This is a genomic window from Streptomyces sp. NPDC019890, assembly GCF_044903445.1.
GTDB lineage: Bacteria > Actinomycetota > Actinomycetes > Streptomycetales > Streptomycetaceae > Streptomyces.
Map to the genome: position 1 here is coordinate 846257 of NZ_JBJDQK010000001.1, position 25025 is coordinate 871281.

The window sequence follows — 25025 nt, forward strand, 5'->3', positions numbered from 1 at the left end:
CGGGCCCCCCCCCGGCCTTTTGGCCGGCGCCCCCCTGGGGGCCTACCCCCGTCTTGGGGGGGCCCCCCCCCCCCAAACCCCCCCCCCCGGGCGGGGGGGCCCCGCCCGGCCCCGCCCCACCGCCCTCCCAACGGAGGCAACGCCATCCATCCCCGACACTCGCGCACCACCGCAGCGACCGTCGCCGAGGCCGACGCCTGGGCAGAGGTCCTGGTCCGCTACCGGCTCCTGCACGCCGCCCTCCCGGTGACGAACGGCCAGTGGCTCGTCCAACACGGGCCCCAAGCACCCGTCCTGGTGCTCGCCGGACCCGCCGCGATGGTGGATCTCGCCGCCGAAATCCAGCACCGCACCCGCACCACGAGGACCCGCACCCGATGACGAACCGGACCACACACCACACCACCGAGCCGGGCGAGGAGGACACCAACTCGGCCTCACCACGAGCAAGTTGGTGCAAGAGCATTGCTCCCGGTGGGAGCAATGCTCTTGCGTCTCCCGCCCCGGGGGTGGCGGGAGCGGATCGACACTGGGGGGCGCCGATCCTTCAGGATGCGACCGAGGGCGGCTCGCATCCTGAAGGGGAGGAGAAGCACTCCTGTCACAGTGCCGACTGCGCCCACGCCGAGCCGCCGAAGCCCCGCGTCCAGCAGCGCGAGCGCCTGCGCGACGAGAAGAAGCGCATGCACCAGCCCAGCTGCCGCATGAACGACGACGAGTACCAACTCCTCGTCCGAGCCGCTGCTGCTTGCCAGCTGAGCGTCGCCAGTTTCCTCGCCCACGCTGCCCTCAAAGCCGCCCGTGACCTCGACCGCACGGCCGCCGAAATCGCTGGCGAACGCGAAATGCTGAACGAGTTGTTCGCCCTGCGACGCCACCTCGGCCAGGTAGGCAACAACCTCAACCAGGTGGCCAAGACCCTGAATTCGGGCGCCGATGCCCCGCAGGCCGAGGCAGTCCTCACCGCCGTACACCGCGCCGCCAAGCGTGTGGACACCTTCACCCAGCACTACCTGGACAGCGAGGCCCCGGCTGCATGATCCCCCGAGTCCACGACATGGGCACACGGACCATCGGCCTGCTGTATTACCTGTACGGGCCCGGCACGCACGAGGAGCACATCGACCCCCACCTCGTCGCCGCATGGGATGGCCTGGCCCCCGACCCTGGCCGCGACCCCAAGGCGACGTACGGCGACCTGCAGCGCCTGCTCGATCAGCCCGTCATGGCGTTGCCCAAAAGCCGCAGGCCCGCCGAGCACGTGTGGCACCTCTCCGTGCGCGCTGCTCCCGAGGACCCGATCCTCACCGACGAGCAGTGGGCGGACATCGCCCGCCGCATGGTCGCCGCCACCGGCATCGCCCCGGCAGGCGACGATGCCGCCTGCCGTTGGGCCGCCGTACGGCACGCCGACGACCACATCCACATCATCGCCACCGTCGTACGCGAGGACGGCCGCCAGGCCCGCATCCGCCAGGATGGCGCCCGCTCGCAGGCGGAAGCACGGAAGATCGAAGTTGAGTACGGGCTGCGCAGGCTCAACGCCGGTGACGGCACCGCCGCCAAGCGTCCCACGAGCGCCGAACGCCACAAGGCCCAGCGCCAGGGCAAGGAGCGCACCCCGCGCGAGGAGCTGTGTGAAACCGTGCGTCGAGCGGCGGCCGGCGCCACCAGCGAGCAGGAGTTCTTCGATCGCCTGGCCGCCGCCGGCCTCTTGATCCGCCAGCGCGTTGCGCCCTCCGGCGACTTGCTCGGCTACAAGGTCGCGCTGGCCGACGACCGCAACGAGGACCAGGAGCCGATCTTCTATTCGGGCTCCACCCTCGCGCCCGACCTCTCTCTGCCCCGCATCCGCGAGCGGTGGTCCGGCGCCGAGAACGGCCACAGTAGCGACGCTCCCACGGACCGCTCCGCCGACTCGGCGCGTATCAGCCCGTCGACCGCACGGCGCCGGGCGACGACGGCGGTCTGGCAAGCCGTGCTGGTCCTCGACCAGGGCGACGACGGGCAGATCGCTGCGCACCTCGCAGCGGCCGGCGAGGTCCTCGACGCGCTCGCCAAGACCTCGGCCGCGCACACACGCCGTGAACTCCGTGAAGCCGCCTGGGCGTTCGAGCGGGCCTGCCGCTCCCACATCCGGGCCGAGCGGGGCCACGACCGTGCCCTGCGGCAGGCCGCCCGCGACCTGGTCTACGGCGGGCCGGCACTCGGCCGCGGGGAGGACGGCGCCACCACGGCGATGCTGATCGACATGGCGTTCTTCCTCGTCACCGCCGCCGCCCACTGGCACGGAAAGAAGCAGCACGCCCAGCAGGCAGCTGCTGCCCGCCAAGCCGCCGAACACCTGCGCGCCGCCTACCAGGCAGCCGCGCCCACGCCGCTGGGCGCCCTGTACCAGCGTGGCCGGCGCCTGTCCCAGCCCTTGCGGCACGAGCAGATCGTCTACCTGCGTCAGGCGGTGCCGGAGCTGGCCGAGCAGGTCCTGGCCGAGCCCGGCTGGTACTCCCTGGCCGCCACGCTCGCCGATGCCGAGAGCGCCGGTCACGACCCGGCCGCGCTCCTGGCCAAGGCCGCCGAGCGACGGGAGTTGGACACCGCCGGCTCGATCAGCGACGTGCTTGTGTGGCGGCTGCGGCGGATGGCAGATCTGCCCGCCGACGCATCCGCCATGCCCGAGCACACCACCTCCGCGCCCACAGCCACCCGCGGTACCGCGCAGCGCTCGACGAAGGGCAACGACAGTCTCGGCAAGTCCCGCTGAGTTCAACAATTTTAGAGTTGCAGCAGGTCAGAGACTTACGGCACTCTCCTCGTGCACGGCCCGACGACAGAGACGGAGGCGGCATGTTCCGACGCACTCGTGCGGACCGAGAGTTCCGTGAAGCCCAGCGCGCCGGCCAGGCGATGCTGGCGAAGCACACCGAGCTGCCGCTGCCCGCCGCACCTGGCCCGGCAGCCGCGGCTCCCCCGGCCGCGCTGGAGGCCCCGGTGCCCGACTTCCTCCCGCCGGACTTCCGAGCGCCGTCCCGCCAGGACGTCTCCGGGTTCATGATGCCTTGGGACCAGCCGCTCGTCATCGACGGCGAGGTTCACCAGTGCCACTGCGGCGCGTACCGGAACTGGGTCGTCTTCAACATGCGCGACGACTCGGTGTGGCTGCGCTGCACGGCCGGCCACGAGAGGAAGGAGCCGCGCCTGGACACCGCCTGGTACAACCGCAACTCCGGTCCGGTCGACCACTTCCACCCCACCCTCGAAGATGGCCTGCGCCACCTCGGCCACTGAACCCGCGAAACCCCTTTCCCCACCCTTGCGTTCGTCGGCACTCGGAGGGCCGACCGGTCAGACCGTCCGTCTCGCATCACCTAGGGGTTTCCGCATGCGCCTTTCCAACACGACCGCCCTCGGCTTGAGCGCCCTCACCGTCCTTGCCCTGGCGGGTTGCTCCAGCAGCACCGAGCCCGCCGACGCCCCGGCCGCGTCCTCCGCACCCGCGCACCGGGGCGGCAACGCCGCGAAGGCATCCGCGCCGCTGTCCTCGGCCGAGCTGAGCAAGCGGCTCCTGAACGAGAGCGACCTGGGCGAGGGCTACACCCGCAAGCCCCGGCCTGCGGTCCGGCACGACGACGTCACCGTGATCGGCTGCCCGGCGCTGGAGAAGCTCGGCGACACGGCCACCGGCAGCAGCCTCAGCTTCCCCCGCAAGGCGAGGGCGTCCTTCACGTACGCCGGCAGCAGCAGCTCCGAGGTGAGCGAGGAGCTGTACAGCGACAGCGCCGCGAAGCTGTCCAAGGGCATCGGGAAGGTCTTCGACGCGATGGTCTCCTGCCCCTCCTACCAGGTGGCGTCGGGCAGCACCGTCATCGACATGGGCACCCGGAGGACTACCGCGCCGAATCTGGGCGACGAGCAGTGGAGCCAGCTGCTCACCTACTCCGCCGGCGGGCGGCGCAGCGTCGTCAAGCAGACGGCGATCCGCACCGGCAACGTCCTGGTGGTCGTCTCCGGCTCGCCGGGCCTCGTGGACGCCCACCTGGAAGAAGCGCTCGCCAAGGCCTGTGCGGCACACTGACCCGCTCCACCGTCCCGCCCTGGTGTCCCGGCCTGTCCACTCGACAGACCGGGACGCCGGCGTTTCCGCGCATGAGCCACCAACGGCTATTCCTCGGTGTACGCGTTCTCTGGCGATATCGCCTCGTGAGGATCAGCCAGTCTGGCGGAGTTCGCCTGGCTCGTACCGGAGCTGGAATGTCTGCGCGTGATCCCCGTCCATCCAGTACAGGGTCATGGTCGACAGCATGCTTCTTTTGACATACCGGGTTCGCGAGGGCATTCCTTCGTCCTGTTCGACGATCCACGCTTCCACGCGCTCCGGCAGACCGAACCTCAACGCGTACTCGTCCGGGTGTTCCGCCGAGCGGAGTTCCCAGACGGGGTGTGAGGCTGCCTGATTGATTCGACGGAGGCGCACTGCGTGCGTGGGGTGCTCCCTCGCGTAGTTCACGAAGCCGTACAGATTTTCCGAGGCCAGACCCAGCACGAACGGCGCTGCAGGAAAGGCAAGGACGAGTCCGAGTTTCGATCGGCTGTGCAGTGCCTGTGCCAGGTCATCGAGCGGCTCGCGGAACGTATCCGGCAGGTGCACGTCGTCGCCGTACATGTCCAGCAGAGGGCCGCGGAGGTACTCCCGTATCTTGTGCATCTTCGGCCGCTGGGCTGCAGGCGTGGCTTCGAGCGCTGCGTGAATGGTGTCGGCTGTGGTCTTGACCAGATCCCGCAGTTTCGCGAAGTCCGGGGTAGAGAGGTCGATCAGGGATATCTGGTGGGCCAGCGCGTAGTCCTGTGCTTCCTTGCTGAACCCGGACGTAGAGAAGATCGCGTAGTTGTAGCGGTATCGAGTCCTCGGCCGGCGAGGCCCCAAGGCGGTGAGCGTTGTGGTCTCACCCTCGTTCACGTCATGGATCACGCCGTGGCCGTTGCGCACTGTGGGCAAACCAACTGGCGTCGAAGTCAGGTACTTTGCCTCAACGAACAGGCGGACAGGCAACGAGAACGGCGGGACATATCGGAACTGTCCGAGGGCGTCGACCTGGTGCCATGCCCCGCGCCCGCGGACCAGCAAACCGTTCTTGTCTTCCTTCAGCACCTTCCATGGCTCTTTGTCCTGGTCGTCCCGGTGCGTGAGGACTTCGAAGCCACTGGACCTCAGCAACCAGGCCAGCACTTCCTCCAGCAGATACCCGCGCAATGGTCCTTTGCCTATTACTTTGCCTGTCACGGGGTGATCCTAGGGGCGGTCTGGATCTTGGTTCCAGGGTGTCGTCGCGGTGACTGCCACCGCGGATACGACGAAGGCCCGGTGGTTCCACACCCTTGGAGGTGTGGAACCACCGGGCCCTACAGGGGCGGCTTCACGCCATCGCCCCCGTGGCTCGGTCAGTGGCTATGAGCGGCTCACCCGCCGTCGTCAACTCCGGCGAACGACCGTGAGGCGGTCCTCCGCAACCTCGGGCAGCGTGCGGCGCGGTACCGGGCCGGGGGCGGCGAGCGAGGAGGCGAATGCTGCGACCAGATCGTGCGGGACGCTCGCGCTGAAGCTGGCACACCACAGATACGGCGCCCCCAGGACGGGTTCCGCCCACGCCTGCCACCCCAGAAGGTCATCCCGGGGATCGGCGTCGTGGATGAGCGGCGGCAGCATCTCCAGGGAGACGCTGGCGGAGAAGCCGGGGTCCGTGGCGGTCGTGCGCGGACGGTCCATGTCGCGGAGCCAGCCCCGCGAGGTGAGCGCGGTGAGCACCGACTCGGCGCTCTCGAATCCGGTGTCGGGTGCCTCGCGGGCGTCGAGCGCGAGCAGGAGGTCGGCGAGCGCCTCGTGCGGAACGCCTGCGGTGAAGTAGGCGTTCCACTCAGTCATGGCCGAGGCGGCGTGGGGGCGCGCCGAGAGCTGCCAGGCCACCGGCAGCCCGCCCAGCTCGAACGGGTAGGCGGCGAGGATCCATTCGGCGGCACGCAGCTCGTCCGGGCTCACATAGAGCAGGCTGTTGCGGGAGGTCGGCCACATGCGCCAGCCGAGCCCGGTGAGGGTGTCGCCGATCCGCTCGGCGAGGGCGTCGTCGTCACCGGCTAGGTGGCGCGGGGTGACCCAGTACACCGGGTCCGGCGAGTCGGGGTGGGAAGGATCGATGGGGTAGTGCGGGTGCAGGGGCGCCTCCGTGGGTTCGGGGATGGATCACTGGCCGGCGTTCGGCCCGGTCGCGCCACGTCGGCGGCGCGGGGGTGCCTCGGCTGGCGCCTGCCAGGTCAGAGCGACCGCCACGGCGGGCGGCAGGGGGCCGAACTGCTCGGCCTCCTTGGACTCGGCGATGTAGACCACCGGTCGGCCGTGCTCGTCCACCGCCTTCTCCACACCACCCAGACGGTGGGCCATGGGGAAGAAGGGGTTGATGGCCAGGCGGACGGGCGCGTCACGGTCGCATGCGGACAGCAGGTCGAGGATTTCCCCGACGGTCATCTCGTGCGGGTGCAGGGCCAAGGCGTTCTCCAAGCAGTAGCGGGCGGGGCCGCAAGAGCAGGGGCAGGGTAGGCGTTGTGTACGAATGGATGGGACGTGCAGGTCACAGGGGCCGGGAGGTGGCCAGGATCCGGGTCACGACAGCAGCGATGATCTCCGCTGGCGTCTCCGTGCCGAAGGACATCCGGTAGCCGGGGACATGCTCGGTACCGGTGACAGCGATCACCCAGCCCTCGCCCGTCACCCAGTCTTCGTCAGCACCGCCGGGCCGGCCGTTCGGGAAGTATCCGAGGTAGAACCGGCCGTCGCGCGAGCTGATGTGGACGTCGGCCCGGTCGTCGACGATGTGGGTGAACTCGGCCTCCGTGAACTGGTCGATGACCTGCATCGGCTGGCCGGCGCCGAGCTTCCAGGAGCGGAGCCGCAGGGCCGCGACCGTGGTGGAGAATCCGGGTTGCGCCGCATCCAATGCCACAGCATCACCTCTCTGACCTGGGGTTTTCCGGGAAGGTCGTTTAGGTTGACATGCCGCTGCGGCGTCCACCAGTCCTTTCGGGATCTTTCCTGTCTGCCGCAGGCGAACTGGATCAGACGGGCCACTGCGCGTTGAGGCTGCCGTCACTCACGGCGTCGGTCAGGACGTCGCGGCTCTCCAGGACGCACCGAGTTCCACGAGCCGACCCCGGAGCACGCCGCGCTGCTCCTCCAGGTCCTGCGAGCTTGGCGAGAGGAGATAGATGTTGTCGCGGTAGAGGCGGAACCCAAGGCGCTCACACCCTTGGGCGATCTTGGCGTTCACGCGGTCCCACTCGGATCGGTCCTTCAGGCACTGGCTGCCCAGGTCCGTGACGCCGGGTGAGCACGCAATGGCCCGGCAGCCGGCCATGAGCCTGTGGATCGCCTCGATGGCGAGTACGGCGGCCAGGCCATGCCCTCGCCACTGCTGATCCAGGGTCACCCGGTCCATGACGAGCAGGGCAGAGCCGACGTACTCCAGCAGCTCGCCGACCTCGCTGGTAAACGAGCCCGTCCCCTGATCGAGGAGGACCTGGGCGGTCTCGTACAGCTCCTCGGATTCCTCTTCCATGGCCCAGTAGGCGTTCCGGCCGCGGTCGAGATGCACCCGATAGAAGGTCATCGACCCGACGGCGATGTCCTCCACGGTGCACGAGGGGCAGACTGCGTTGACGCAGCCGCTGGTCTCCGCCGGGCCGTTGCCGCCGTGATGCGTACGCCGGCGGTGGAGGATGGCCACATCCCACCGCTCCAGCGTGTCGGCCTGCGGGGTGTCGCAGAGTTCGTCGACATAGGAAATGCGCAGGTGCAGCTCGGTGGGGTCTGCGGGCAACGAGGAAGGCTCGATCACTGCGGCAGCCTAACGAGGCGCGTACTGCAGCGACGGGGCGTCCCGCCGGCGGAGAGGGAAGCCCCCACACGGCCGCCGCCTCGTCGGCGTTGCTGGGTAGCCGGGCTTCAGTTGGGAGCGAGTTGAGTGTTGCGGTCGGCGAGCGAGCTGATCTCGCCCCCGACACGCAAGCTCTCGCCGCCGGAATCGACCGAGACTCCACAGCCCAACCCACCCGGGGCCATGGCGCATGAGCACACAAGGCTCACGTGTCGGGTGTCGTTAAGGCTCCGCGTCAGGACGGGGCGAGGACGCAGAACTCATGGCCCTCCGGGTCGGACAGGCACGTCCACGGGACGTCGCCCTGGCCGAGGTCGAGGTCGGTGGCGCCGAGGGCCCGCAGCCGGGTCACCTCCGCCTCTTTGTCGTCACCGGGGTACGGCAGCAGGTCGAGATGGATGCGGTCCGGCACGGTCTTCACCTCGGACGTGCGGAGGAACTCGAGATACGGGCCGACACCCTTTGCTGAGCGCAACACCGCATGTTCGTCGGTCACTTCGTGCAGGGTCCAGTCCATCGCCTCGCCCCAGAACCGGGCCATGGCCCGCGGATCCGCGCAGTCGACAAGCACCGCGGCGATCGGTCCGGTGTCCCGGTAGATCTCCCGGGGCTCCAGCACGCAGAACTCGTTGCCCTCCGGGTCGGCGAGGACCGTCCACGGCACTTCGCCCTGGCCCACGTGGGCGGGCGTCGCACCGAGAGCCTTCAGGCGCGCGACCAACTCCGCCTGATGCGCCACAGAGGTGGTGGCGAGATCGAGGTGCAAACGGTTCTTTGCTGCTGCCTTGGGTTCCGGGACGGGAACGACGTCGATGCAGACGGCGACCGGGTCCGGCCAGACGGGGCCGCCGGCGGGTCCGACGTAGGTGGTCACGCCGGGGCTGTAAGCGCTCCAGCCGAGCGCCTCCGCCCAGAACCGGCCGACCGCCGAGTCATCAAGAGCCTTTATGTTCACCTGAACAGGTCGCAGTGCCATGCCGGCGATCCTATGCACCCGCTCTGCAACGACATCCGCACCATCGCCAAACAAAGATCAACTCGCTCACCAGCCGCAATGCTCAGCTCGCCAACTAGATGATCAATTCCAAGTGATGCCTGCGGAGGGTGTGGGGTGGGCGGCGGCCGAAGCCACCGCGAGACGGTCAGGCGGCGGGCTGCCGGCCCTGGTTGTCGAGGTGGCAGCGGGCGGTCAGGCGTCAGGGTCGACTTCGGGGTGCGTGAACCGCACGGGCTTGCCCAGCGACCGGGCGTAGGCGATTTCGGCTCGGGTGCTGTCTCCGATGTAGTCGCCGACTACGAGCACCTCATCAGCGAGCCGGATCTTCGCCCGGTGCAGATCGTCGAGTCGAACCTTCAGCGCCTCGGCCTCGACAGGATCGGACCAAAGTTCGTGCGGCGACTTCATGTCACAGCCCGGTTTGACGACAATCTTTCCGGCTTTAGTCTCCCGCAGATCGGCCTCGTTCATCTCGGTCATGAAGCGGGTGGAGCCGCAGATCACGACGATACGCGGGAGGCTCAACAGCTTCTTCGCGTCGGCGAGCTTCTCCTCGTGGGTGAGCAGTTGCGGGTATGACACTGGTTCCTCCTGGTGGTGTGGTCCAAGGGGTGCCTGCGGAGACGAGAACGAGGGTGTCCAAGATCGTTTTGTGACGAACGACGTGGACACCCTCGCGACAGCACTCTATGCGGCGACCGACGACATGCTGAAGGAGCATCCCGACCTGGCGCCGTGGCGCCCGCCGGTCGGCATTACGCCCCGCCTGAGCGATGCCGAACTGGTCACCCTCGCCACGATGCAGGCCATACTCGGCTACACCTCCGAGGCCAAATGGCTCCGCCATGCCCGTGCCCACCTGCGCCACCTCTTCCCCTACCTGCCCCAGCAGCCCGGCTACAACAAGCGGCTGCGCAAGGCCGCCGGTCTGATGCGAAGCGTCAACCGGATCCTGGCCACCACCACCTCGGTGTGGAGCGACGACGTATGGGTTGTGGACTCCACCCCGGTGGAATGCGGCCGCTCCCGCGAGACCGTCAAACGCTCCGACCTGGCAGGTTGGGCCGAATACGGCTACTGCGCCAGCCACAGCCGCTTCTTCTGGGCCTGCGCCTGCACCTGGTCTGCACCCTTCAGGGCCTGCCCATCGCCTTCGCCCTGACCGGGGCCAAGGCCGACGAACGCGAGACCCTCCTTGACCTCCTGGCAGCCGAATGCGAGCTTCTGCGAGAGCGCCCCCGACAGACTCTCATCGGCGACAAGAACTACTTCGGCCGTGGTTTCGAACGCGAACTGTCAGAGCACGGAGTCCAGTTGCTGCGGCCTGCCCGTAAAGGTGAACGGGAACGGCCTGGCGCAGCCCTGTTCAAGCCGCTGCGACAGGTCATCGAATCGATCAACGAGACCTTCAAGGGACAGCTTGACCTCGAACGGCACCGAGGGCGCACACCCGGAGGTGTCATAGCCCGCGTTATGCAACGCATCCTCGCGCTGACCGCCGCGATCTGGCACAACGACGCCACCGGACAAACCGTCCTACGCTCACTGATCGCCTACGATCACTGACCCCTTGGACTAGATCATCTAGGGCGCTCAGCCCCGCCAGGTGAACTGCTCACTCGCCAGATGAAGTGCTAAGTCACAGTCAGACCACGTCGCCAGGAGTGCCACATGCGTCAGAATTCGAACACATGATTGAATCGGCGCTATGGAGGCACCCATCTATCCCGACGATCTCCTGCATGCGCAGGTCGACTGGAACCGTACGTACGAGGCACTAGCGGCCTCACCTGGGACTCGGCGGGCGACAGCTCTGCGTCGACGCCTTCTGCGACTCTCCGTTCGGATTGTTTGGCACCCGTACTGGACATCTCCGAGCGGCTCGACGGCGGACCGCGCTGAGCTGCGGCGGCAGGCTCGCGCGCTGGAGCCCAGAGCGGCGTAAGCGGAGGCGTCCCATGAGTGGATCTCCGGCAGAACCGCACCCTCGCATATCTCTGTTGCTGCCTGACGCGCAGACCGTCGAGGTGCGCTTGTACGAGAGGCTGCAGACCACGGGGCAGTTTCCGTGGCGATTCCGTATCGGCATCCCTGCTTGGGTGGCGACCGAAGGCGGGGTGGAGCCAGCCGAGTATTCGGTCTGGGTCACCGATCAGCAGCTCCGTCCGATCGACGGAGTGGACCTTTCGACGGTGCCAACGCATCGACGGGTGGAGCCTCCGCTCCTGCCGAAGCCTTCCGGTTGGGTCGTCCGCCCCGACCCACAGCGCCGCGGCGGCACGCTCGTCCACGACGCCACATGCCGGCAGGCGGCAGGCGGAGGCCGAGAGATGGGCTCCCTGGAAGCGCTGGACGCGCTGATGCACCCAGGCGCGAAAGCCTGTTATGACTGCGCTGCCGCTGAAATCCTGCTCCCTGCAATGGAGTTGGGCCAGGGCTATGGATAACCGCCGCGGACGGCCCAGGCCCGCGCGATTCGTCTCCGCAGCGGCGAGCGGCTGCACGGCGCCGGGGCACGCCAAAGCCCCCGGAATCGCGAGGATTCCGGGGGCCGGGTGCGGTGGGGTTGGTGAGGCTAGCTCGCAGTGGAGCCGTCGTCGGAGTCGTCCATACGGCGCCGGCGGGCCACGATGAGAGCGCCTCCGCCGGCGGCAAGAAGCACCCCTGCGCCACCAATCAGCCACGGGGTGGCGTCTGCGCCGGTGTGCGCGAGCGCGCCCTCGGGTGCGGGGGCCGCGGTGCTCGATGTGGCCTCGTCGGTGGCCGGGGTGTCTGAGGCCGAGGCGGACGGCGTCGAGGTGTCCTCGTCCTTGCCGGGCTTGTCCGAGGTGGGCCGGTCGGTCGGCTTGTCGGTCGGCTTCTCCGTGGGCGACGGGGTGGTGGAGCTCTTGGCGTTGGTGACGGTCACGGTGACGGGGTCGCCCGGCTTGGCCCTGAATGCCTTCGAGGGCTTGAAGATTTCGTATCCGTCGGGTGCCTTGACCTGCTTGGCCCAGAAGTTGCTGCCGGTACGGGAGTTGATGGGCAGCTTGCCGCTGGCCGTGCCGTCGGATCCGGTGGTCAGGGTCAGGATGGTCTTGTCGCCGCTGCCGATGTCGACCGTGGATCCGGCCAGCAGCTTGCCGGTCTTGTCGTCCTTGGCCTTCAGCAGGACCGAGGCGGGCTTGAACGGGTCAACGATCGTCAGCGGGGTGTCGGCGCCGGGGGTGACGATCACGTCCTGGTCGTCGACCGTGTCGTGCAGCTTGCTGCCGCTGGAGATCTCCTTGAGGCGGTAGACACCCGGCGTCAGGTCCTTGAAGGCGAGCTGCCCCTGGGCGTTGGTCTTGCCGCTGCCGGCCTCCTTGCCCGTGGAGTCGAACAGCGTGAAGGTGGCCCCGGCGAGGACGTCGCCTCCGGGGTCCTTCTTCACGATGGCGACGCCACCGGTCTCCGCCGCATTGTGCGGTGCGGGGGCGGTGGAGTTGGACGGAGCGGGCTCGGGGCTCTGGGCGGAGGCGGCCGGGGCCCAGGACAGGGTGCCGGTTATCGCGGCGGCAACAGCAACGGCGGCGGGCATGCGGCGGGCGGAACGGGTGCGCAAGAAGGGTCTCTCCTGGTTTGTTGGGCGGAAATGCCTAGGGGTACAAGGGCGGGCGGTCAGCGGGAGCGGGAGGGCGTGCCCGTGACGGGCGTGGTGGGCGCCTGCTGTGCTGTCCGCGCCTGGGGACGGGCGGAACCGGATTCGGCCCGGGTTCCGGGGGACCACACGCGGGCGTAGTGCTGGATTGCCGTTCGTAGTCCGGCGCCGTCCGCGCCTTTCCACGGCGGTTCGCCGGTGTGTGCGTGCCAGTCGCGGAAGACGGCGTATCCGTCTCTGCCGGCCACGAGGTCACGGGCGGCGTCTCGTCGGGCGAAGGTGCCGTGTTCGGCGAAGGGGAGGATCGCGGTGTCGACGACGCCCTGGTCGGGGTGGATGACGCTCAGGCGCAGCCCGTCGTACTCGCCGTGGCGGATGGTGGGGGCGAAGTCGATCCGTAGCCGCAGCGTCGAGTCGGGCTGCGGGGTGGCGTAGTAGGCGTTGCCGACGACGGCGTGCTCGTCGAAGGGCAGCGCGAGGACGTCATCGAAGAACTGCTGTACGTGCAGGGACACTTGGCCCTTCTCGATTGGAATGGGACTGGCAGGTCAGCGGCGTGGGCCGGAGCGCCCGGCGGGGAGGGCTGCCGACGGGGTCGTTGTGGTGCTCCAGCGCGGGACGCTGCGCGTGGTCAGCGCGGGCGGCCGTCGGGGGGCGGTGCGCTGGACGTCGAGTGGCGTCGGCACCCGTGGCGGCGGGGGCGTGATGGGAGTGAGCCGGGCGTATTCGCGTAGGCCGCGCATCATGTCGTCCTTCCAACGCGGCAGCGGCGCGGGGTCGGACACGCTCAGGGTGATGGCCTTCACCAACGGGATCGGGGTGTTCGTGGAGGCGGTGGCGTACCACCGGGCGTGCCCATTCTTCGGGCCGCCCCACATGTACCAGCGGGCCTGAAGCGTGGTGAGTTCCCTTTCCGGGTCGAGGCGGCCGGTGGTGCATTCCAGCCCGGCCATCCCGTCCGGGGTCTGCAGTTCCAGGACGCCCCACCGCGGGTGCTGGATCTTCCAGCCGCGGTTGATCAGTGGAACTACGGCGCCGAAGGCGGCGAGTTCGGGGTCCTTGGGGTCGGGCGGGGCGAGGTAGTGGTCGGGGCCGTCCTGGTACGCCTGGGCCAGGGCCGTGGTGAAGGCCGTGACGAACTCGGTGGGGCAGGAGTCGTTGAAGCTGACGCCCCAGGCGGGCGGGCCGAAGCGGTCCTGATAGGCGTTGATCCGCCAGAGCCCGTCGTCGTCTCCCTCGGGCAGGAATCCGAGGCGGACCTTGCGGTCGGGGGCGGTGAGATAGGCGTTGCCGTCCTCGTCGTGGTGCAGGTCCCAGCCCAGGGCGAGCAGCGGTGCGAGGGCTGGGTCGCCGGTGAACGTACTGCCGGCGAGGTAGCGCGGGGAGACGTAGACGTCCCCGTCGATCGGGTCGGGGTCGGGCATGGGCACATCCGGTGGAGAATCGGGCACGGGCACTGGTACGGACTCAGCGGCTCGCTACGGGCCGGGGGGTATCGACTCGGGGAATCCGGTGTCGCCCGGATCACGCGGCGGATTCGGGGGCCGCGGGTGCGACCTCGACGGTCAGCTGCCTGTACGCCTCCTCGGACCGTTCCTGGGCGAGTTCGGCCGTCGGGGCGGTGACGATCAGGAACCCGATGCGCGAGGTGAACATGTCGCCGGCCGGGGGCAGCACGAGCTGGTCGCCGGGATGGCGCAGGAAGTGAACACGCTCCAGCCACGGCGTGTTGGCGGCGAAGGGTTCGTCGAGGCGGCGGGCGGTGAGCGTGCTGGAGGTGGCGGGGTAGATCAGCCGGATCGCCGCCGCCTGATGGCGGGTGGGGGTGAGGTCGGGAGCGCGGCCACAGGCGATGTCGGTTGCAGTGCGCGGCAGGTCGATGCCGGTCGCGAGGTGGACGAGGTGGCCGATCATGTCTCCGGCGATCCGTGCGTTGACCTCGATCAGACGCGGGCGGCCGTCGACCAGTCTCATCTCGACGTGGCTCACGCCATCGCGGATGCCGAGCGCCCGGATCGCCGCCGCGGCGACGGGGGCCACCGTTGCGAGCAGCGGGTCGCCCGCATCGACGGAGTGGGCCAGCTCCTCGAAGTACGGCTCCATGCCGACGGTCTTGCGCGTGATGGCGACCGCGGTGGTCTCGCCTTGATAGGTGACGCACTCGACGGAGACCTCCGGGCCGTCGAGGTACTCCTCGACCAATACCTGGGTGCTCTCGACGCCATGGTCGGCGGCCTGCACGGCGAACGTGTACGCGTCGGCAAGCTCGGCCGGACCATCGACGCGGATGACGCCGACGCTGGCCGCGTGAGCGGCTGGCTTGAGGACGACCGGGTAGCCGATCCGATCCGCCGCGTTGGCCGCCTCTGCGGCCGTGCGCACACCCTGGGAGGCGGCGGACGGGACACCGTGGCGCGCGAACAACGCTCTGGCGGTGGCCTTGTTGCGGCAACCCTGCATCACCTCCGGTGCGGCAGTGGGCAGGCCGAGCTGGCGGGCGAGGCGGGCGACCGGGACGAGATACCACTCCGTCCACGTCACCACCCCGGCCAGCCGGTGCCGCTCGGCCAGAGCACGGCCGGCGGCGGCCTGGGCGTGCGGGTCAGCAGGATCGGCCACCTCGTAGTCGGTGAGGAACGGCCGCTCCCATGTCGGCTCGGCGCCGGAGATGAGGACAACGTCGTAGGCGGCGGCAACGCTCTCAAGGCAGTACCCGCGGTATGCCTCGGCCTCCATATCAGCGGCGGCGACGACCAGGACGACGGGACGATCGGACAACAAGGAACTCCCAACAGGGGGCAACGGAAGAGAGAGGGTGGGTCAGCCGGTGGCCGCACGGGCGACGGGGTGGGCGCGCGCCGGGTGAAGGCGATGGCCAGACCAAGGGCCTGCAGGACGGCGCAGGCGGTGATGACCTGACCGAGCAGGTCGGGCGGCGTCACTGCGACCAGCACTCCGGCGAGGGGGAAGGGCAGCTGGAGCAGCAGGATGGTCAGGGAGAGGGTGCTGCCGAACACGGCGGTGGGGATCAGGTGGGAGCGCAGGGTTCGCAGGACCACGGTCATGCCGCCCTCGCCGGCCATGAGGACGGCGATCAGCACCAGGTACGTGGTGTAGCTGTGGGCGCTGGAGACGGCCAGGCACGCGGAGGCGGCGATCGTCGCGGAGACCGCGCCGACGGGCCACAGCCCGTACCGGTCGATCGCACTGCGGCAGACGGCGACCGCGAGCAGGGAGGCGACAGCGGCGGCCGACCAGATGAGGCCCACCTCCACGCTGGAGTGCCCCAGCTCCTTGACCACGATGACGGGTGCGGCGGCCTGGAGCAGACCGAGCGCCAGGTTGGACAGTGTGAGCCCGGTGACCAGCCAGGCCAGGGCCGGCAGGGAGCGCAAGGTGGCCCATCCGGTACGCAGCCCCTTGACAACCGGCATCGGATCGGCGGCATGCCGTACCAGATTCTGCCGTGGGGCAAGGACGGCACCAAGCAGCGAGAAGCAGGCGATCGTGGCCAGCATCCCGGCCGCGCCGATCCATTGGAGCATCAGACCGGCGAGTGCGGGCCCGGCCAGGGTGGCGACCTGGTCGATCCCGAGCAGGACTGACTGCACGCGGTGTGCCCTGTCGCCGGCCCTGCGGCTGGCGGTGCCGCCCGCGGTCTCGGCCGCGATGTACGAGAACTCGGTGAGCACGCCCGGTCGACCATCCCCCCGGCCAGTGCGAACGCTGCCAGGCGCGGGGTCCATGCCAGTGCGAACGCGACGCCGGTCAGGGCCGCGGAGTTGGTGGTGGCGAGCACCAGAAGGGGGATGCCGTACGTCGTCATGGCGAACGCCCCGGCGTCGGCGCTGCGTGGCAGGTAGATGCCGCGCAGCAGACTGGGGACCGGACGGCAGGCATGCCGCGGCTCGGAGCCGGATCTCACGCAGCGAACTCCGCATCGGCCGTCGCGGTGCTGGCTGGCCGGTCTCCGGCTGAAGGAAGAACGGACGGATTCGTCCGGATCCACACGGACAGTGCCGCCCACGGCCGGCGCAGGCCCAACGCGGCGTCGGTGGTGGGCAGCAGATCGGCGTCCACCGCCTCCTGCACGGCTGTCGCCATCGCATCGTTGGTATCGGGAAGGGCGTCGAGGACCGGCTCCTGGCAAAGCAGCGCGAGGGTGGCCTGGACGCGGGTGACGAAGTCGCTGTCAATGGCTGGGTAGTGGTGGGCGCGTGCCCAGCGGGCGGCCGTGTCGTACACGTCGGCCAGCTCGGCCCCGGCCTCGGTGAGCAGGTAGGAGGGGTTCCCGGCGTGCTGCCCGGCCTTCACCAGTCCGTGGTCGCGGCCCGCCACGAGGGCGTGGCGGACCTGGTGGCGGGCGAGGTCGGCGAGGGTGCGGGCGAGCGTGCGGCGCGGGAAGGGGCCGTTGTCGTCGATCTCGCTGACCAGTCGGATGAGCCCCGGATGGGCCAGCACAGCGATGGCGCGGTCGACCTGCGCTGCGGTGAGGGTGTCGGCGCAGTTCATCGGCGGTGTCCCCCTGCCGGAGAGATGGCGATGGGGCGGGCGGGTATCTGGTGCGAGAAGAGGTCGCCCGTCTGCCACGTGGCCGGAGCCGGCTGCGCGGAGAGCGCTGGTGCTGCTGGAGCGGTGGCCGGGGGTGCTGGCAGGCGCGACTGGTTCGTGATCCATGTGCCCGGCCCGGTCTGGGACGGGGCTGGCGTGTGCCCCCACACCGGGTGGGCTGCGGCCTCGGCGAGCGGGCGTCCGGCCGCCCAGGCGGAGACCGTCCCGTAGATGGGAGCCAGAGCCCGGCCGTGTTCGGAGAGTTGGAAGGTTGCCTCTTCCCCGGCTGCTTCGACGAGGCCGTCGTCGACCAGTTGCCGCAGGGGTGGATAGACGGCGCTCAGGCCCGAGTCCGGCATCGCCACGGCGGCCAGGGACTTGGCGCTGGTGGCACCGCGGGCCTGCAGTGCCCACAGGATCGGCGTGGCGTGGCGGGGGGTGAGCAGTGTGAGGGTGTCCTCGATGTTCTGCGCCGGCGGGATGCGCTCGGGCTTCTCCTTGCCGGTGGTCTTGTCGACGACGAGGTCCTTCTCCAGGTGCGTGTTGCCCCAGGCGGCGATCACGGTCAGGACCGGCATCAGGTCGGCGCCGCGGGCGGTGAGCCCGTAAGTGACGTGCCGGGGCGCGTACTCGGTGCGCTCGACGAGGCCGGCGTCGGTGAGCTTGCGGAGCCTGGGGTGGAGCTGCCCGTCGGCCAGCCACGGCAGCTTGGGCTTGATCTCGGCGTATCGCAGCGGCTTGGCCGAGAGCGTCATCAGCACCCACACGCTCCAGCGCGGGGTGATCATCTCCAGGGACTCGGTGACGCGCGACAGGTCGGTGAGGGTGGTGCGGGGCAGACCGGTGGTGGCCAAAGGGGAAACTCCTGAACAGGGGGCTGGCAGGCGGGTCAGCGCGTACGGGCGGCGGCGGGAGCCGGTACGGCGGGCGGGGCCGGCGCCAGGCGCTGGACGCCGGGGGCGGGGACGCGGTGCAGGCTCTGCAGGACCGCGCTCACACCCTTGGTGTGGGCGTCTCGGACGGCGACGGATTCGGCGATGCGGCGGGCGCAGTCGAAGATGTGACCGGCGTCGTACGGGCCGATCGTGCGTTCCTGGTCGGTCAGTTGCCGTAGTCGCTGAAGCTGGAAGTCGATGTTCCGCTCGGCGAACTGCAGGTCGCTGTGGCTGCCGAGGAGGGCGGCCAGCATGCTGCCGCGGGGGTGGGAGTCAGCGAGGGCGTCGAGTTCGGCGAGTGGCCGGCCGTACAGGGCCTCGATGCGCTCGGCGATCGTGGTGGACGTGGTGTGGGGCAATCAGCGGGCTTTCACGGTCGGCGGGCCAGCGCCGCCCCGGCACGCGCGGGTGCCGGGGCGACGGGGGCAGCGGGAGGCCGGGCGGTGGTGATCTGCGGCTGGGCAAACTGCACTGGCCGGGCGGTCGCCGGGCCGGGCGGGGGCATGGTCCGCAGCAGCTCGCCCAAAGCGGCGGTGTAGCTGTCGCGGGCGTCGAGCGCCGCTTCCAGCCACTGGGCGTCGAAGCCCATGGCCTCCGCCGACAGTTCGCTCAGGTCGCGGTCAGTGGACGTGGCCTGGTGGATGGTCTCGCGCACGACGGCGACCTGTTCTTCGGCCACGGCCAGGAAGGAACGCAGGTGCAGAGCCCGCTGTAGAGCCGGCGAAGCCGTTCCGGCTGTCGCGGCGGCATACAGCTGGGGGACCGGGGCACCGAAGGCTTCTTCGAGTGCGGCGTCCTTGCTGGTGGGCTTCGCGGTCACGCTCACCGCGTCACACCCCTGACCGAAGCCGCCGGAGCGACGGGGCGTGCTGCGGGCTGGTCTGGAGGGCAGGCCCCCGGCTGGCAGCCGGGGATGCTCCGCGCCAGGCTCCGGGGCCACGCTTGCCGGGGGCGTTCCGGTCGAGGAGGAAGCGGACGACCATGGCCCGCCCGTCGCGGACACTGACCGCCGAGTTCACCTGGTGGGCGAGATCCATCGCGGGGTCGTCGAGTTCGCCAGGTTCCGTGCTGAGCACGCCGACGAGGTCGTCCTCGGCCTTCTCCAGCGCCCTCTGTGCCTCGACGAGGAGGCCGTGCCAGTGGACGACCTCCGTGGCCTCGCGGTTGGCCTGCGGTTCAGCGGCCACAGCCTGGCGCAGTTCGGGAAGGCTCATCTGAAAGCGGGCCTCGAACTGCTCGGTGATGACGCCCATCACGTCGTCGACGCCGTCGGGCACAGCGAACTCCTCTCGGTGAGATTCCTGGAAATTGGGCTGCCGGGGGGCGGGGAAGAATCCCCGCCCCCACGTGCCGAATTCAGCCCTTGGCGGGCGTGCTGCGGGCTGGTGAGGAGGTCAGTCGAGGCACATACGCACGTCGCGGTAGACGTAAGTGCCGGACACCCAGCCCTTTACGCCGGTGGTCTTGTCGGTGATGTAGTGCCAGTTACCGCTGGTCTTGTGGACGGTGAACTTGTGGCCGTTGTAAAGGACGCCGACGGCGGTGGACTTGGTGGTCGCCTTGGAGCGGATGGTTACGGCCTTCGTGCCGATCACCCACGGTCCGGGCCGGTCGCAGTCGCGGACGGCCGGGGCGGCGGCCGACGCAGCAGCGGGTGCGGCGTTGGCCGTGGTGGCGGAGATGAGCGGCAGGGCGAGTGCGCCGAGTACGGCGGCGGATACGGCGATACGGGAGGAGCGCATGAAGAATTGGCCTCCAAGCCAATGAGGGTGGGAATGCGGAAAGAGGGCCCGCGCAGTTGCCGTGCGGGCCGAATTCAAGAGTCCGGAGAATCCCCGGTTTCGCTAACCGGGGATTGCCTGCTATGTTCCGGCCGCCGTGCGTATCCGAGCGTCTGCATCGAGACCGGGGAACGGGGTCTGGGAAGCCGTGAGGTGCGTGCCGCGGTGGAAATTCAACGGACTCGGCCTCGCGGCGGTACGCCAGGAGCGGGGCGCGCTGGCGCGGCGGGCAGGGGGCTGCGGCGCGTGGGTGGTGGCGTGGTCGGCAACGCAATGTCCTGGCCCGACCACCGGTTCTCCCACCACTCGGTGGCGGCCTCGAAGGTGGCGAAGCCGCATTCCCGCAGGGTGTGCGTCCACGCGTCGGTGTCGACTTCCTCCAGGAGCACCCGGAACGGCAGCGGTGCCCGCTCGCCGGTTGCTCGCAGGAGCACCGTGGTCTCCGGCTTCGCCGACGTGTCGTCGGTGTAGCTGGTGAGGAGGGCGAAGTGGTCGCCGTCGCTCATCAAGCGCTCTTCGAGAGCCCTGGTGGCGTCGTCCGCCGCAGCGGTGCCCATGCCCGGCAGCAGGCGGATGGCGTCCTTGGGACAACCGCGGGCGATCAGCCAGGACTGGGCCATGGCCGGCAGCGGCAGCATCTCGTGCTGGAAACGGAACGTGCGCGCGGCGCAGTCGCGTTGCAGGTGCAGGGCGGCGAGCTGGGGCTCGCCGGGGATGCCCCAGGTCACAGCCCTGTCGTGGAGGACGTAGAAGCTGTGCTGGTCACCTTCCGTGTGGTGTTCAGCCAGCACCGTGAGCATGTCCTGCCCGCTCGCGATGTGCTGCCAGAACGTCTCCTCCACACGGTCGTTGACGGCCTCGTATCCATCGAGACGGAAATCTGGTTCGGCTTGGGGCATAAAGGCTCTCGGGTCGGAACAGCGAACGGCGAACGGCGTTGATCGGGGGCGGCGTTGGCGCCTCGGGTCAGCGGCGGGAGCGTGCCGGGGCGGGCCAGGCTCCGGCCCGCTGCGCGGGGGCGGCAGCTGCCACGCTGGTGCGGCGCGAACCGGCGAGGGTGGTGCGGCCGGCGTCAGTGAGGGCGACGGGCTGACCGGCGTGGACCGGGTGGGAGGTGTCGCGCACCAGCAGGCCGGCCTCTTCCAGGCGCTGGAGTTGGCTGTAGGCGACGCGGGTGCCGGAGGCGGTGACGACCGACAGCCGCCCCGTGAGGAGGTGCTCGTGGAGCTTGGCGCCCTGGGCGATGGCCAGCAGCGCGGCGAACTGCGGTGCGGACAACTCCCGGCCCTCGTCCGGGGGCTGCGTGCGGGCGGCGGTCTCGATGGGCTCCAGTGCGGCCAGGACCTTCTCCTGGTGTTCGTCGCGGATGGCCGCCGCCTGTTTCATCTGGGAAACGGTCCGGTCGATACGTGCGAACAGCGCCTGGTCGACGGGGAACTCGCCGGAGCCGAGGCGCTGGAGCAGGACGCGGTAGAACGTCAGGGACGTCTCCGCCTTCGCGAGGTCGCGGTGGGCATCGACCAGGCGGGCGCGCGGCTCGTCGAGCAGGTCCCGGTCGCGGTGCTCCCACAGCGTCTCGACGCTGTGTCCCACGGCCGCCTCGATGCGGTGATCGAGTGCCGTCAGCGCCTTCTTCGCCGGGGCAGGTGTGGAGGACATGGAGAAGAGCAGCTCCTTGGGGTGGTGTTACGGCGGTCATCCCGTGGCCAGGGCGACGCAGACATCGAGGTGGGTGCCGTCGCGCGTGTGCCGGGTGGGACCGAGGCGGCGCAGGAGCCGGAGCATCGGCATGTTCGACGCCTGGATGTACGCGGACAGGGTGTGGGCACCGCGTGCGCGGGCGTGCTCGGCGACGTGCCGGGCCAGGGCGGTGCCGATGCCGCGTCGCTGGTGGGCGTCGGCGACCTGCAGGCCGAGGTCGACAACGCCCGCCTCGCGGCTGAGGGGACCGGCGGACGCCAGAGCGACGGGGCCGTCGCCGACGCCCGGCGCGATCCAGCAGTCTCCGTGGGCCAGGAGACGGGAGAAGTCGCGGCGGGTGATGTGCGTGCGGCCCCAGCGGCGCAGCAGGTTGTCCCGCGAGCAGCGCCGGTGGAAGGCGTCGATGAGGTTCCAGTCGGCCTCGGTTGCCCGGCGTGTACCGGCAAGGACGGGGTGGTTCAGCAGGGGCAGGCCGGCACGGCTGCGAGCAGCGCGCCGCGCCGGTAGGACTTGCGCCGGCGCCCGTCGGGCAGGGTGACGTCGCGGGTGGAGACCTCGTAGGGGGCCAGGAGTTGGGCGAGGCGGGCCTGGGTGAGGTCGGCGTAGCGCCAGCGGCTCTCGGCCACCCCCGGCAGGTCGCGCAGACACGTGACCAGGTCGGCGGAGGACATGGCGTCCGGGTCACCGGCGGCGTCGAAGACCCGAAGGCAGGCGTGCACGACGCCGGCCGGCTGTGGAGGCTCGCTCGGGCAGGACAGGAAGTCGTCGTCCTCGGCCTCGTCGGTCGCGTCCTCGGCGGCACTGGCGGCACTGGCGGCGCAGCAGCACTCCGTGGACAGCAGCCGGGCCAGTACGTGTCCGGCGGCGAGGCGTTCGACGAGGAGGTCGGTGAGCTGCTCCAGCTGCTCGCCAGCGCTGGCACCCACGGCACAGTCAGGACTGGAGAGGTCCAGGAGCTGCTGGTCGAGATGCTGAATCTCGAGGAAGGTGTCCAGCAGCGCACGGTGGTGGGGGCTCTCCTTCGGTGGCTCGGTCTCCAGCAACGTGGCGGCGAGCGAGTCGAGGAGGGTGGGGAACGTCGTCGTCAACGAACGGGGCCCTTCGGGTTCGGGGACAGTGCGGGTTGGGGCAGGCCGGGCATCGCGTAGGGCGGGCCCGGTTTGGGGATGGGGCGCTGGGTGGCCAGTTGCGGGGAGCGGGCGCGGGCGGCGTGAGTGAGGGCGCTGACGGGGCGGCGGTTCATGCCCAGGCGTGCGGCGACCGTGTCGTAGACGTCGTTGCGGGCGCGCTCGCGTACGGCCACCACGTGGATCTCGGTGGTGTGGGTGGAGTTCGCCGGGGCCGGGCGCTGGGCGTAGACGACGCGCCAGGCGTTGCGCGAGTCGACATACAGCTTGCGGAGACCGGAGAGGTCGCCGGTCAGCTTGCTGCCGAACAACTGCGCGTTGACGACGTCCTGGAGCTGGGCAAGAGCCAGGTCACGGATATCGCCGGGAGCCTGGAGCAGGTCGGTCAGAGCGCGGGCATCGAAGCTGAGGCCGAAGGCCGGGCGGTGCTCCTGACCGCTCACTCCGTGGCCTCGCCCGGCTCCTCGGGCTCTTCCGGCTCCTGCGGTTCGGTGTTCGAGGAGCGGGTGGAGGGCTTCGGTCCGGGCAGCAGGCGGTGGGAGGGCCGGTCCGGGGAGGTCATGCACGCGGACAGCGGACCGCCCGGGGCGCGGACCGTGGCCATGGCGTGGGTGAGGAAGTCCCGGTGCCACACGAACAAGCCGGACAGGCCGGCCTCGGGGTCCTTGTGCTGCTGGTAGGCCATCCACAGGGCGTGCAGCCAGGCGACGACGTCGTCGTGTTCCTGCCACTGCTCGCACCAGGGCGCCGCGGTGGTGACCTCCGCCCCGTAGGTCTCCATGAGGAAGTCGTCCACCCAGTCGGTGAGGGTGTCCAACTCGTTCTCGTATTCCTCGCCCTCCAGTTCCAGGATGGGCCGCGGCTCCGTCGGCATGGGCTGAGGCGGCATGCCGGGCAGCCCCGGCATCGGGAAGCCGGGAAAGGGCGACAGCGCGGGCGCGGCGGACAGGCTGTCGAGCTGCCTGGCCTGCTCGGCCGACTGGTCCAGCAGCTTCCGGACACTCGCCTCGATGCTTTCCAGACCGGTATCCGGCAGACGGATCGGGTCCATTTCCCCGTCGTCGCGAGGGTCTATGGATTCAGGCACGAATGGGTCTCCTTGCAGCCGCAGCCTGTGAGTTGAGGAAATGCGGCTTCAACGATCCGGACAATCGCCGGTTTCACTAACCGGGGATTGCCTGCTATAACGCCTCCGGCACCGGGCAGGGGCGGGCATTCAGCCCGCTCCGGACGCCCGGCAGAGGTATCAGGCGGACAGGACGAAATCGTCCTGCGAGAGGGTCTGTTGGACCGTCTCGGTGAGGCGGTCGGCGGCGATCTCCGCGTAGTGCTTGGTCTTCTCGACGCCGATGAAGTCCCGGCACTCCAGCAAGCTCGCCACGCCTGTCGATCCGGAGCCAGCGCAGAAGTCGAGCACTGTGCCGCCGTCCGGGCTGATCTTCACCAGCTCGCGCATCACTTCGACGGGCTTCTGCGTGATGTGCTGCCGGTTCTTGCCCGAGGGCTGCGAAGCCGAGTACAGGCCCGGCAGGTAGACCGGGTTACGGGAGCCGTCGATCTGCCCGTTGGACGCCCAGACAATGAACTCGCAGTTCTGTGTGAAACGCCCCTTCTGCGGCCTGGCCTGCGGCTTGTGCCAGGCCAGCACACCGCGCCACAACCAGCCGGCGGCCTGGATCGCATCCGTCGTGACCGGCAGCTGACGCCAGTCGGTGAACAGCAGCGCCGTGCCACCCACCTTGGTCAGGCGGTGGGCTTCGGTCATGGTCTGGGTCAGCCAGAACCCGTAAGAGCGCTGGTCCATGTTCTCGCCCGTGAAGTCCGGCAGATCGTGGCCGGCGTCGGCGGAGGTGTACTTCTGCCGCGCGCTGCGACTCGTGCGCTCCTTCGCGGTACGACCACCCGAGTTGTACGGCGGGTCGGTGATGACGGAGTCGACGCAGTCGTCCGGCAGTTCGGCGAGGACGCTCAGCGCGTCGCCCTGGTGGAGGGAAAAAGGCAAAGGGGTGCCCCAATTCAGGTCGGGAGATGAGGGGAAGAAGCCCTCCGGCTTACGCACGTGATCCCCGTCGGCCGAATGCGCGGCATAACGAAGCCCGCAGGCCATAAGGCGGGGGGGGAGGAACCAAAACTGTAGGGCACGATCCCCGGTTGAGCGGTGTCGCCGCCAAAACCCCCGGAATCAAGCCTTGATCACCAATTTTTAGGTCAACCGGGGATCGCCTCTTACTGTTTTGGAACTGCCCGGCGAACACCGCCGATGGCCCTTCCCCCGCTCATGCCCCCGTGGAGGTTCCCCTCTGTCCCGGCACACCTGACCCGACGCCCGCTGTGGGTGCGAGAGGCATCTCGCCCCGCTCCGAGGCACCCGATCACCTTCACCCGGCCGCAGCGC

Annotated in this window: 29 protein-coding genes and 2 pseudogenes; 6 read left to right on the forward strand and 25 right to left on the reverse strand. The window is 69.7% G+C overall.

Translation table 11 applies throughout. The features are described 5' to 3' along the window. The first annotated feature begins 377 nt into the window (after nt 1-377). The 4 genes from ACI2LP_RS03730 to ACI2LP_RS03745 all read left to right on the forward strand — a co-directional run bounded on the left by ACI2LP_RS03730 (nt 378) and on the right by ACI2LP_RS03745 (nt 4072). Nucleotides 378-1040: a plasmid mobilization protein gene (locus tag ACI2LP_RS03730; RefSeq protein ID WP_404722905.1), complete on the forward strand. Its 663-nt coding sequence runs from the start codon at nt 378-380 to the stop codon at nt 1038-1040. Continuing rightward, the gene (locus tag ACI2LP_RS03735) at nt 1037-2761 is read left to right on the forward strand and encodes a relaxase/mobilization nuclease domain-containing protein (protein ID WP_404722906.1); all 1725 of its coding nucleotides are present in this window, start codon (nt 1037-1039) and stop codon (nt 2759-2761) included. The genes ACI2LP_RS03730 and ACI2LP_RS03735 overlap by 4 nt, the downstream gene beginning before the upstream one ends. Before the next feature lie 83 nt (nt 2762-2844). Next, nucleotides 2845-3285 (forward strand): hypothetical protein, encoded by a 441-nt coding sequence (locus ACI2LP_RS03740; protein ID WP_404722907.1) that lies wholly within the window; start codon nt 2845-2847, stop codon nt 3283-3285. 94 nt (nt 3286-3379) lie between these two features. Beyond that, nucleotides 3380-4072: a hypothetical protein gene (locus ACI2LP_RS03745; protein WP_404722908.1), complete on the forward strand. Its 693-nt coding sequence runs from the start codon at nt 3380-3382 to the stop codon at nt 4070-4072. 132 nt (nt 4073-4204) lie between these two features. Here ACI2LP_RS03745 and ACI2LP_RS03750 read toward each other — a convergent pair whose 3' ends face one another. The 7 genes from ACI2LP_RS03750 to ACI2LP_RS03780 form a co-directional block, all read right to left on the reverse strand. Further along, nucleotides 4205-5278, reverse strand: coding sequence for a hypothetical protein (locus tag ACI2LP_RS03750; protein WP_404722909.1), 1074 nt, complete (start codon nt 5276-5278; stop codon nt 4205-4207). A 189-nt stretch (nt 5279-5467) separates the two neighbouring features. Continuing rightward, nucleotides 5468-6154: a DUF317 domain-containing protein gene (locus tag ACI2LP_RS03755; protein ID WP_404722910.1), complete on the reverse strand. Its 687-nt coding sequence runs from the start codon at nt 6152-6154 to the stop codon at nt 5468-5470. Between the two features lie 78 nt (nt 6155-6232). After that, nucleotides 6233-6514 carry a hypothetical protein gene (locus tag ACI2LP_RS03760; protein WP_404723049.1) on the reverse strand — a complete coding sequence of 94 codons (282 nt, stop codon included), beginning with the start codon at nt 6512-6514 and terminating at the stop codon, nt 6233-6235. Nucleotides 6515-6617: 103 nt separating this feature from the next. Then, nucleotides 6618-6989, reverse strand: coding sequence for a DUF317 domain-containing protein (locus ACI2LP_RS03765; RefSeq protein ID WP_404722911.1), 372 nt, complete (start codon nt 6987-6989; stop codon nt 6618-6620). 159 nt (nt 6990-7148) lie between these two features. After that, on the reverse strand, nt 7149-7880 hold the full coding sequence (locus ACI2LP_RS03770) for a hypothetical protein (RefSeq protein ID WP_404722912.1): 732 nt from the start codon (nt 7878-7880) through the stop codon (nt 7149-7151). A 274-nt stretch (nt 7881-8154) separates the two neighbouring features. Next, on the reverse strand, nt 8155-8895 hold the full coding sequence (locus ACI2LP_RS03775) for a VOC family protein (protein ID WP_404722913.1): 741 nt from the start codon (nt 8893-8895) through the stop codon (nt 8155-8157). Nucleotides 8896-9108: 213 nt separating this feature from the next. After that, nucleotides 9109-9498: a hypothetical protein gene (locus ACI2LP_RS03780; RefSeq protein ID WP_404722914.1), complete on the reverse strand. Its 390-nt coding sequence runs from the start codon at nt 9496-9498 to the stop codon at nt 9109-9111. A gap of 70 nt (nt 9499-9568) precedes the next feature. Here ACI2LP_RS03780 and ACI2LP_RS03785 point away from each other — a divergent pair. Then, nucleotides 9569-10482: pseudogene (locus ACI2LP_RS03785) on the forward strand (IS982 family transposase). A gap of 434 nt (nt 10483-10916) precedes the next feature. Next, a complete protein-coding gene (locus ACI2LP_RS03790) occupies nt 10917-11363 on the forward strand; it encodes a DUF6233 domain-containing protein (protein ID WP_404722915.1) in 447 nt (148 codons plus the stop codon). Between the two features lie 128 nt (nt 11364-11491). Here ACI2LP_RS03790 and ACI2LP_RS03795 read toward each other — a convergent pair whose 3' ends face one another. From ACI2LP_RS03795 to ACI2LP_RS03880, 18 genes and pseudogenes are all read right to left on the reverse strand, one after another. Continuing rightward, nucleotides 11492-12499, reverse strand: coding sequence for a SpaA isopeptide-forming pilin-related protein (locus ACI2LP_RS03795; RefSeq protein ID WP_404722916.1), 1008 nt, complete (start codon nt 12497-12499; stop codon nt 11492-11494). A gap of 56 nt (nt 12500-12555) precedes the next feature. After that, complete coding sequence (locus ACI2LP_RS03800) at nt 12556-13050, reverse strand: hypothetical protein (RefSeq protein WP_404722917.1); 495 nt, start codon at nt 13048-13050, stop codon at nt 12556-12558. A 33-nt stretch (nt 13051-13083) separates the two neighbouring features. Further along, nucleotides 13084-13959, reverse strand: coding sequence for a DUF317 domain-containing protein (locus ACI2LP_RS03805; protein ID WP_404722918.1), 876 nt, complete (start codon nt 13957-13959; stop codon nt 13084-13086). Nucleotides 13960-14059: 100 nt separating this feature from the next. Further along, nucleotides 14060-15271 carry an ATP-grasp domain-containing protein gene (locus ACI2LP_RS03810; protein ID WP_404722919.1) on the reverse strand — a complete coding sequence of 404 codons (1212 nt, stop codon included), beginning with the start codon at nt 15269-15271 and terminating at the stop codon, nt 14060-14062. A gap of 104 nt (nt 15272-15375) precedes the next feature. Then, a pseudogene (locus ACI2LP_RS03815) lies at nt 15376-16460 on the reverse strand (MFS transporter); the annotation flags it as partial. Then, entirely contained in the window at nt 16457-17047 is a 591-nt protein-coding gene (locus tag ACI2LP_RS03820; protein ID WP_404722920.1) for a regulator, read from the reverse strand. The gene ACI2LP_RS03820 and the pseudogene ACI2LP_RS03815, both read right to left, overlap by 4 nt. Next, nucleotides 17044-17940 (reverse strand): winged helix-turn-helix transcriptional regulator, encoded by an 897-nt coding sequence (locus ACI2LP_RS03825; protein WP_404722921.1) that lies wholly within the window; start codon nt 17938-17940, stop codon nt 17044-17046. Before ACI2LP_RS03825 ends, ACI2LP_RS03820 begins: the two co-directional genes overlap by 4 nt. 35 nt (nt 17941-17975) lie before the next feature. Beyond that, entirely contained in the window at nt 17976-18380 is a 405-nt protein-coding gene (locus ACI2LP_RS03830; RefSeq protein ID WP_404722922.1) for a hypothetical protein, read from the reverse strand. 11 nt (nt 18381-18391) lie between these two features. After that, on the reverse strand, nt 18392-18847 hold the full coding sequence (locus tag ACI2LP_RS03835) for a hypothetical protein (RefSeq protein ID WP_404722923.1): 456 nt from the start codon (nt 18845-18847) through the stop codon (nt 18392-18394). A 4-nt stretch (nt 18848-18851) separates the two neighbouring features. After that, nucleotides 18852-19298: a hypothetical protein gene (locus ACI2LP_RS03840; protein WP_404722924.1), complete on the reverse strand. Its 447-nt coding sequence runs from the start codon at nt 19296-19298 to the stop codon at nt 18852-18854. Nucleotides 19299-19415: 117 nt separating this feature from the next. Next, nucleotides 19416-19763 carry an SH3 domain-containing protein gene (locus tag ACI2LP_RS03845; protein WP_404722925.1) on the reverse strand — a complete coding sequence of 116 codons (348 nt, stop codon included), beginning with the start codon at nt 19761-19763 and terminating at the stop codon, nt 19416-19418. 212 nt (nt 19764-19975) lie between these two features. After that, on the reverse strand, nt 19976-20701 hold the full coding sequence (locus ACI2LP_RS03850) for a hypothetical protein (RefSeq protein ID WP_404722926.1): 726 nt from the start codon (nt 20699-20701) through the stop codon (nt 19976-19978). Nucleotides 20702-20768: 67 nt separating this feature from the next. Beyond that, nucleotides 20769-21461, reverse strand: a complete 693-nt coding sequence (locus tag ACI2LP_RS03855) for a hypothetical protein (protein ID WP_404722927.1) — start codon at nt 21459-21461, stop codon at nt 20769-20771. Between the two features lie 36 nt (nt 21462-21497). Next, nucleotides 21498-21974: a GNAT family N-acetyltransferase gene (locus ACI2LP_RS03860; protein ID WP_404723050.1), complete on the reverse strand. Its 477-nt coding sequence runs from the start codon at nt 21972-21974 to the stop codon at nt 21498-21500. Continuing rightward, nucleotides 21962-22591 carry a DUF3631 domain-containing protein gene (locus tag ACI2LP_RS03865; protein ID WP_404722928.1) on the reverse strand — a complete coding sequence of 210 codons (630 nt, stop codon included), beginning with the start codon at nt 22589-22591 and terminating at the stop codon, nt 21962-21964. Before ACI2LP_RS03865 ends, ACI2LP_RS03860 begins: the two co-directional genes overlap by 13 nt. Next, complete coding sequence (locus tag ACI2LP_RS03870; protein ID WP_404722929.1) at nt 22588-23073, reverse strand: hypothetical protein; 486 nt, start codon at nt 23071-23073, stop codon at nt 22588-22590. The genes ACI2LP_RS03865 and ACI2LP_RS03870 overlap by 4 nt, the downstream gene beginning before the upstream one ends. Next, complete coding sequence (locus ACI2LP_RS03875) at nt 23070-23681, reverse strand: DUF4913 domain-containing protein (RefSeq protein WP_404723051.1); 612 nt, start codon at nt 23679-23681, stop codon at nt 23070-23072. The genes ACI2LP_RS03870 and ACI2LP_RS03875 overlap by 4 nt, the downstream gene beginning before the upstream one ends. Nucleotides 23682-23876: 195 nt before the next feature. Next, nucleotides 23877-24632, reverse strand: coding sequence for a DNA-methyltransferase (locus tag ACI2LP_RS03880; RefSeq protein ID WP_404723052.1), 756 nt, complete (start codon nt 24630-24632; stop codon nt 23877-23879). Nucleotides 24633-25025: the final 393 nt, after the last annotated feature.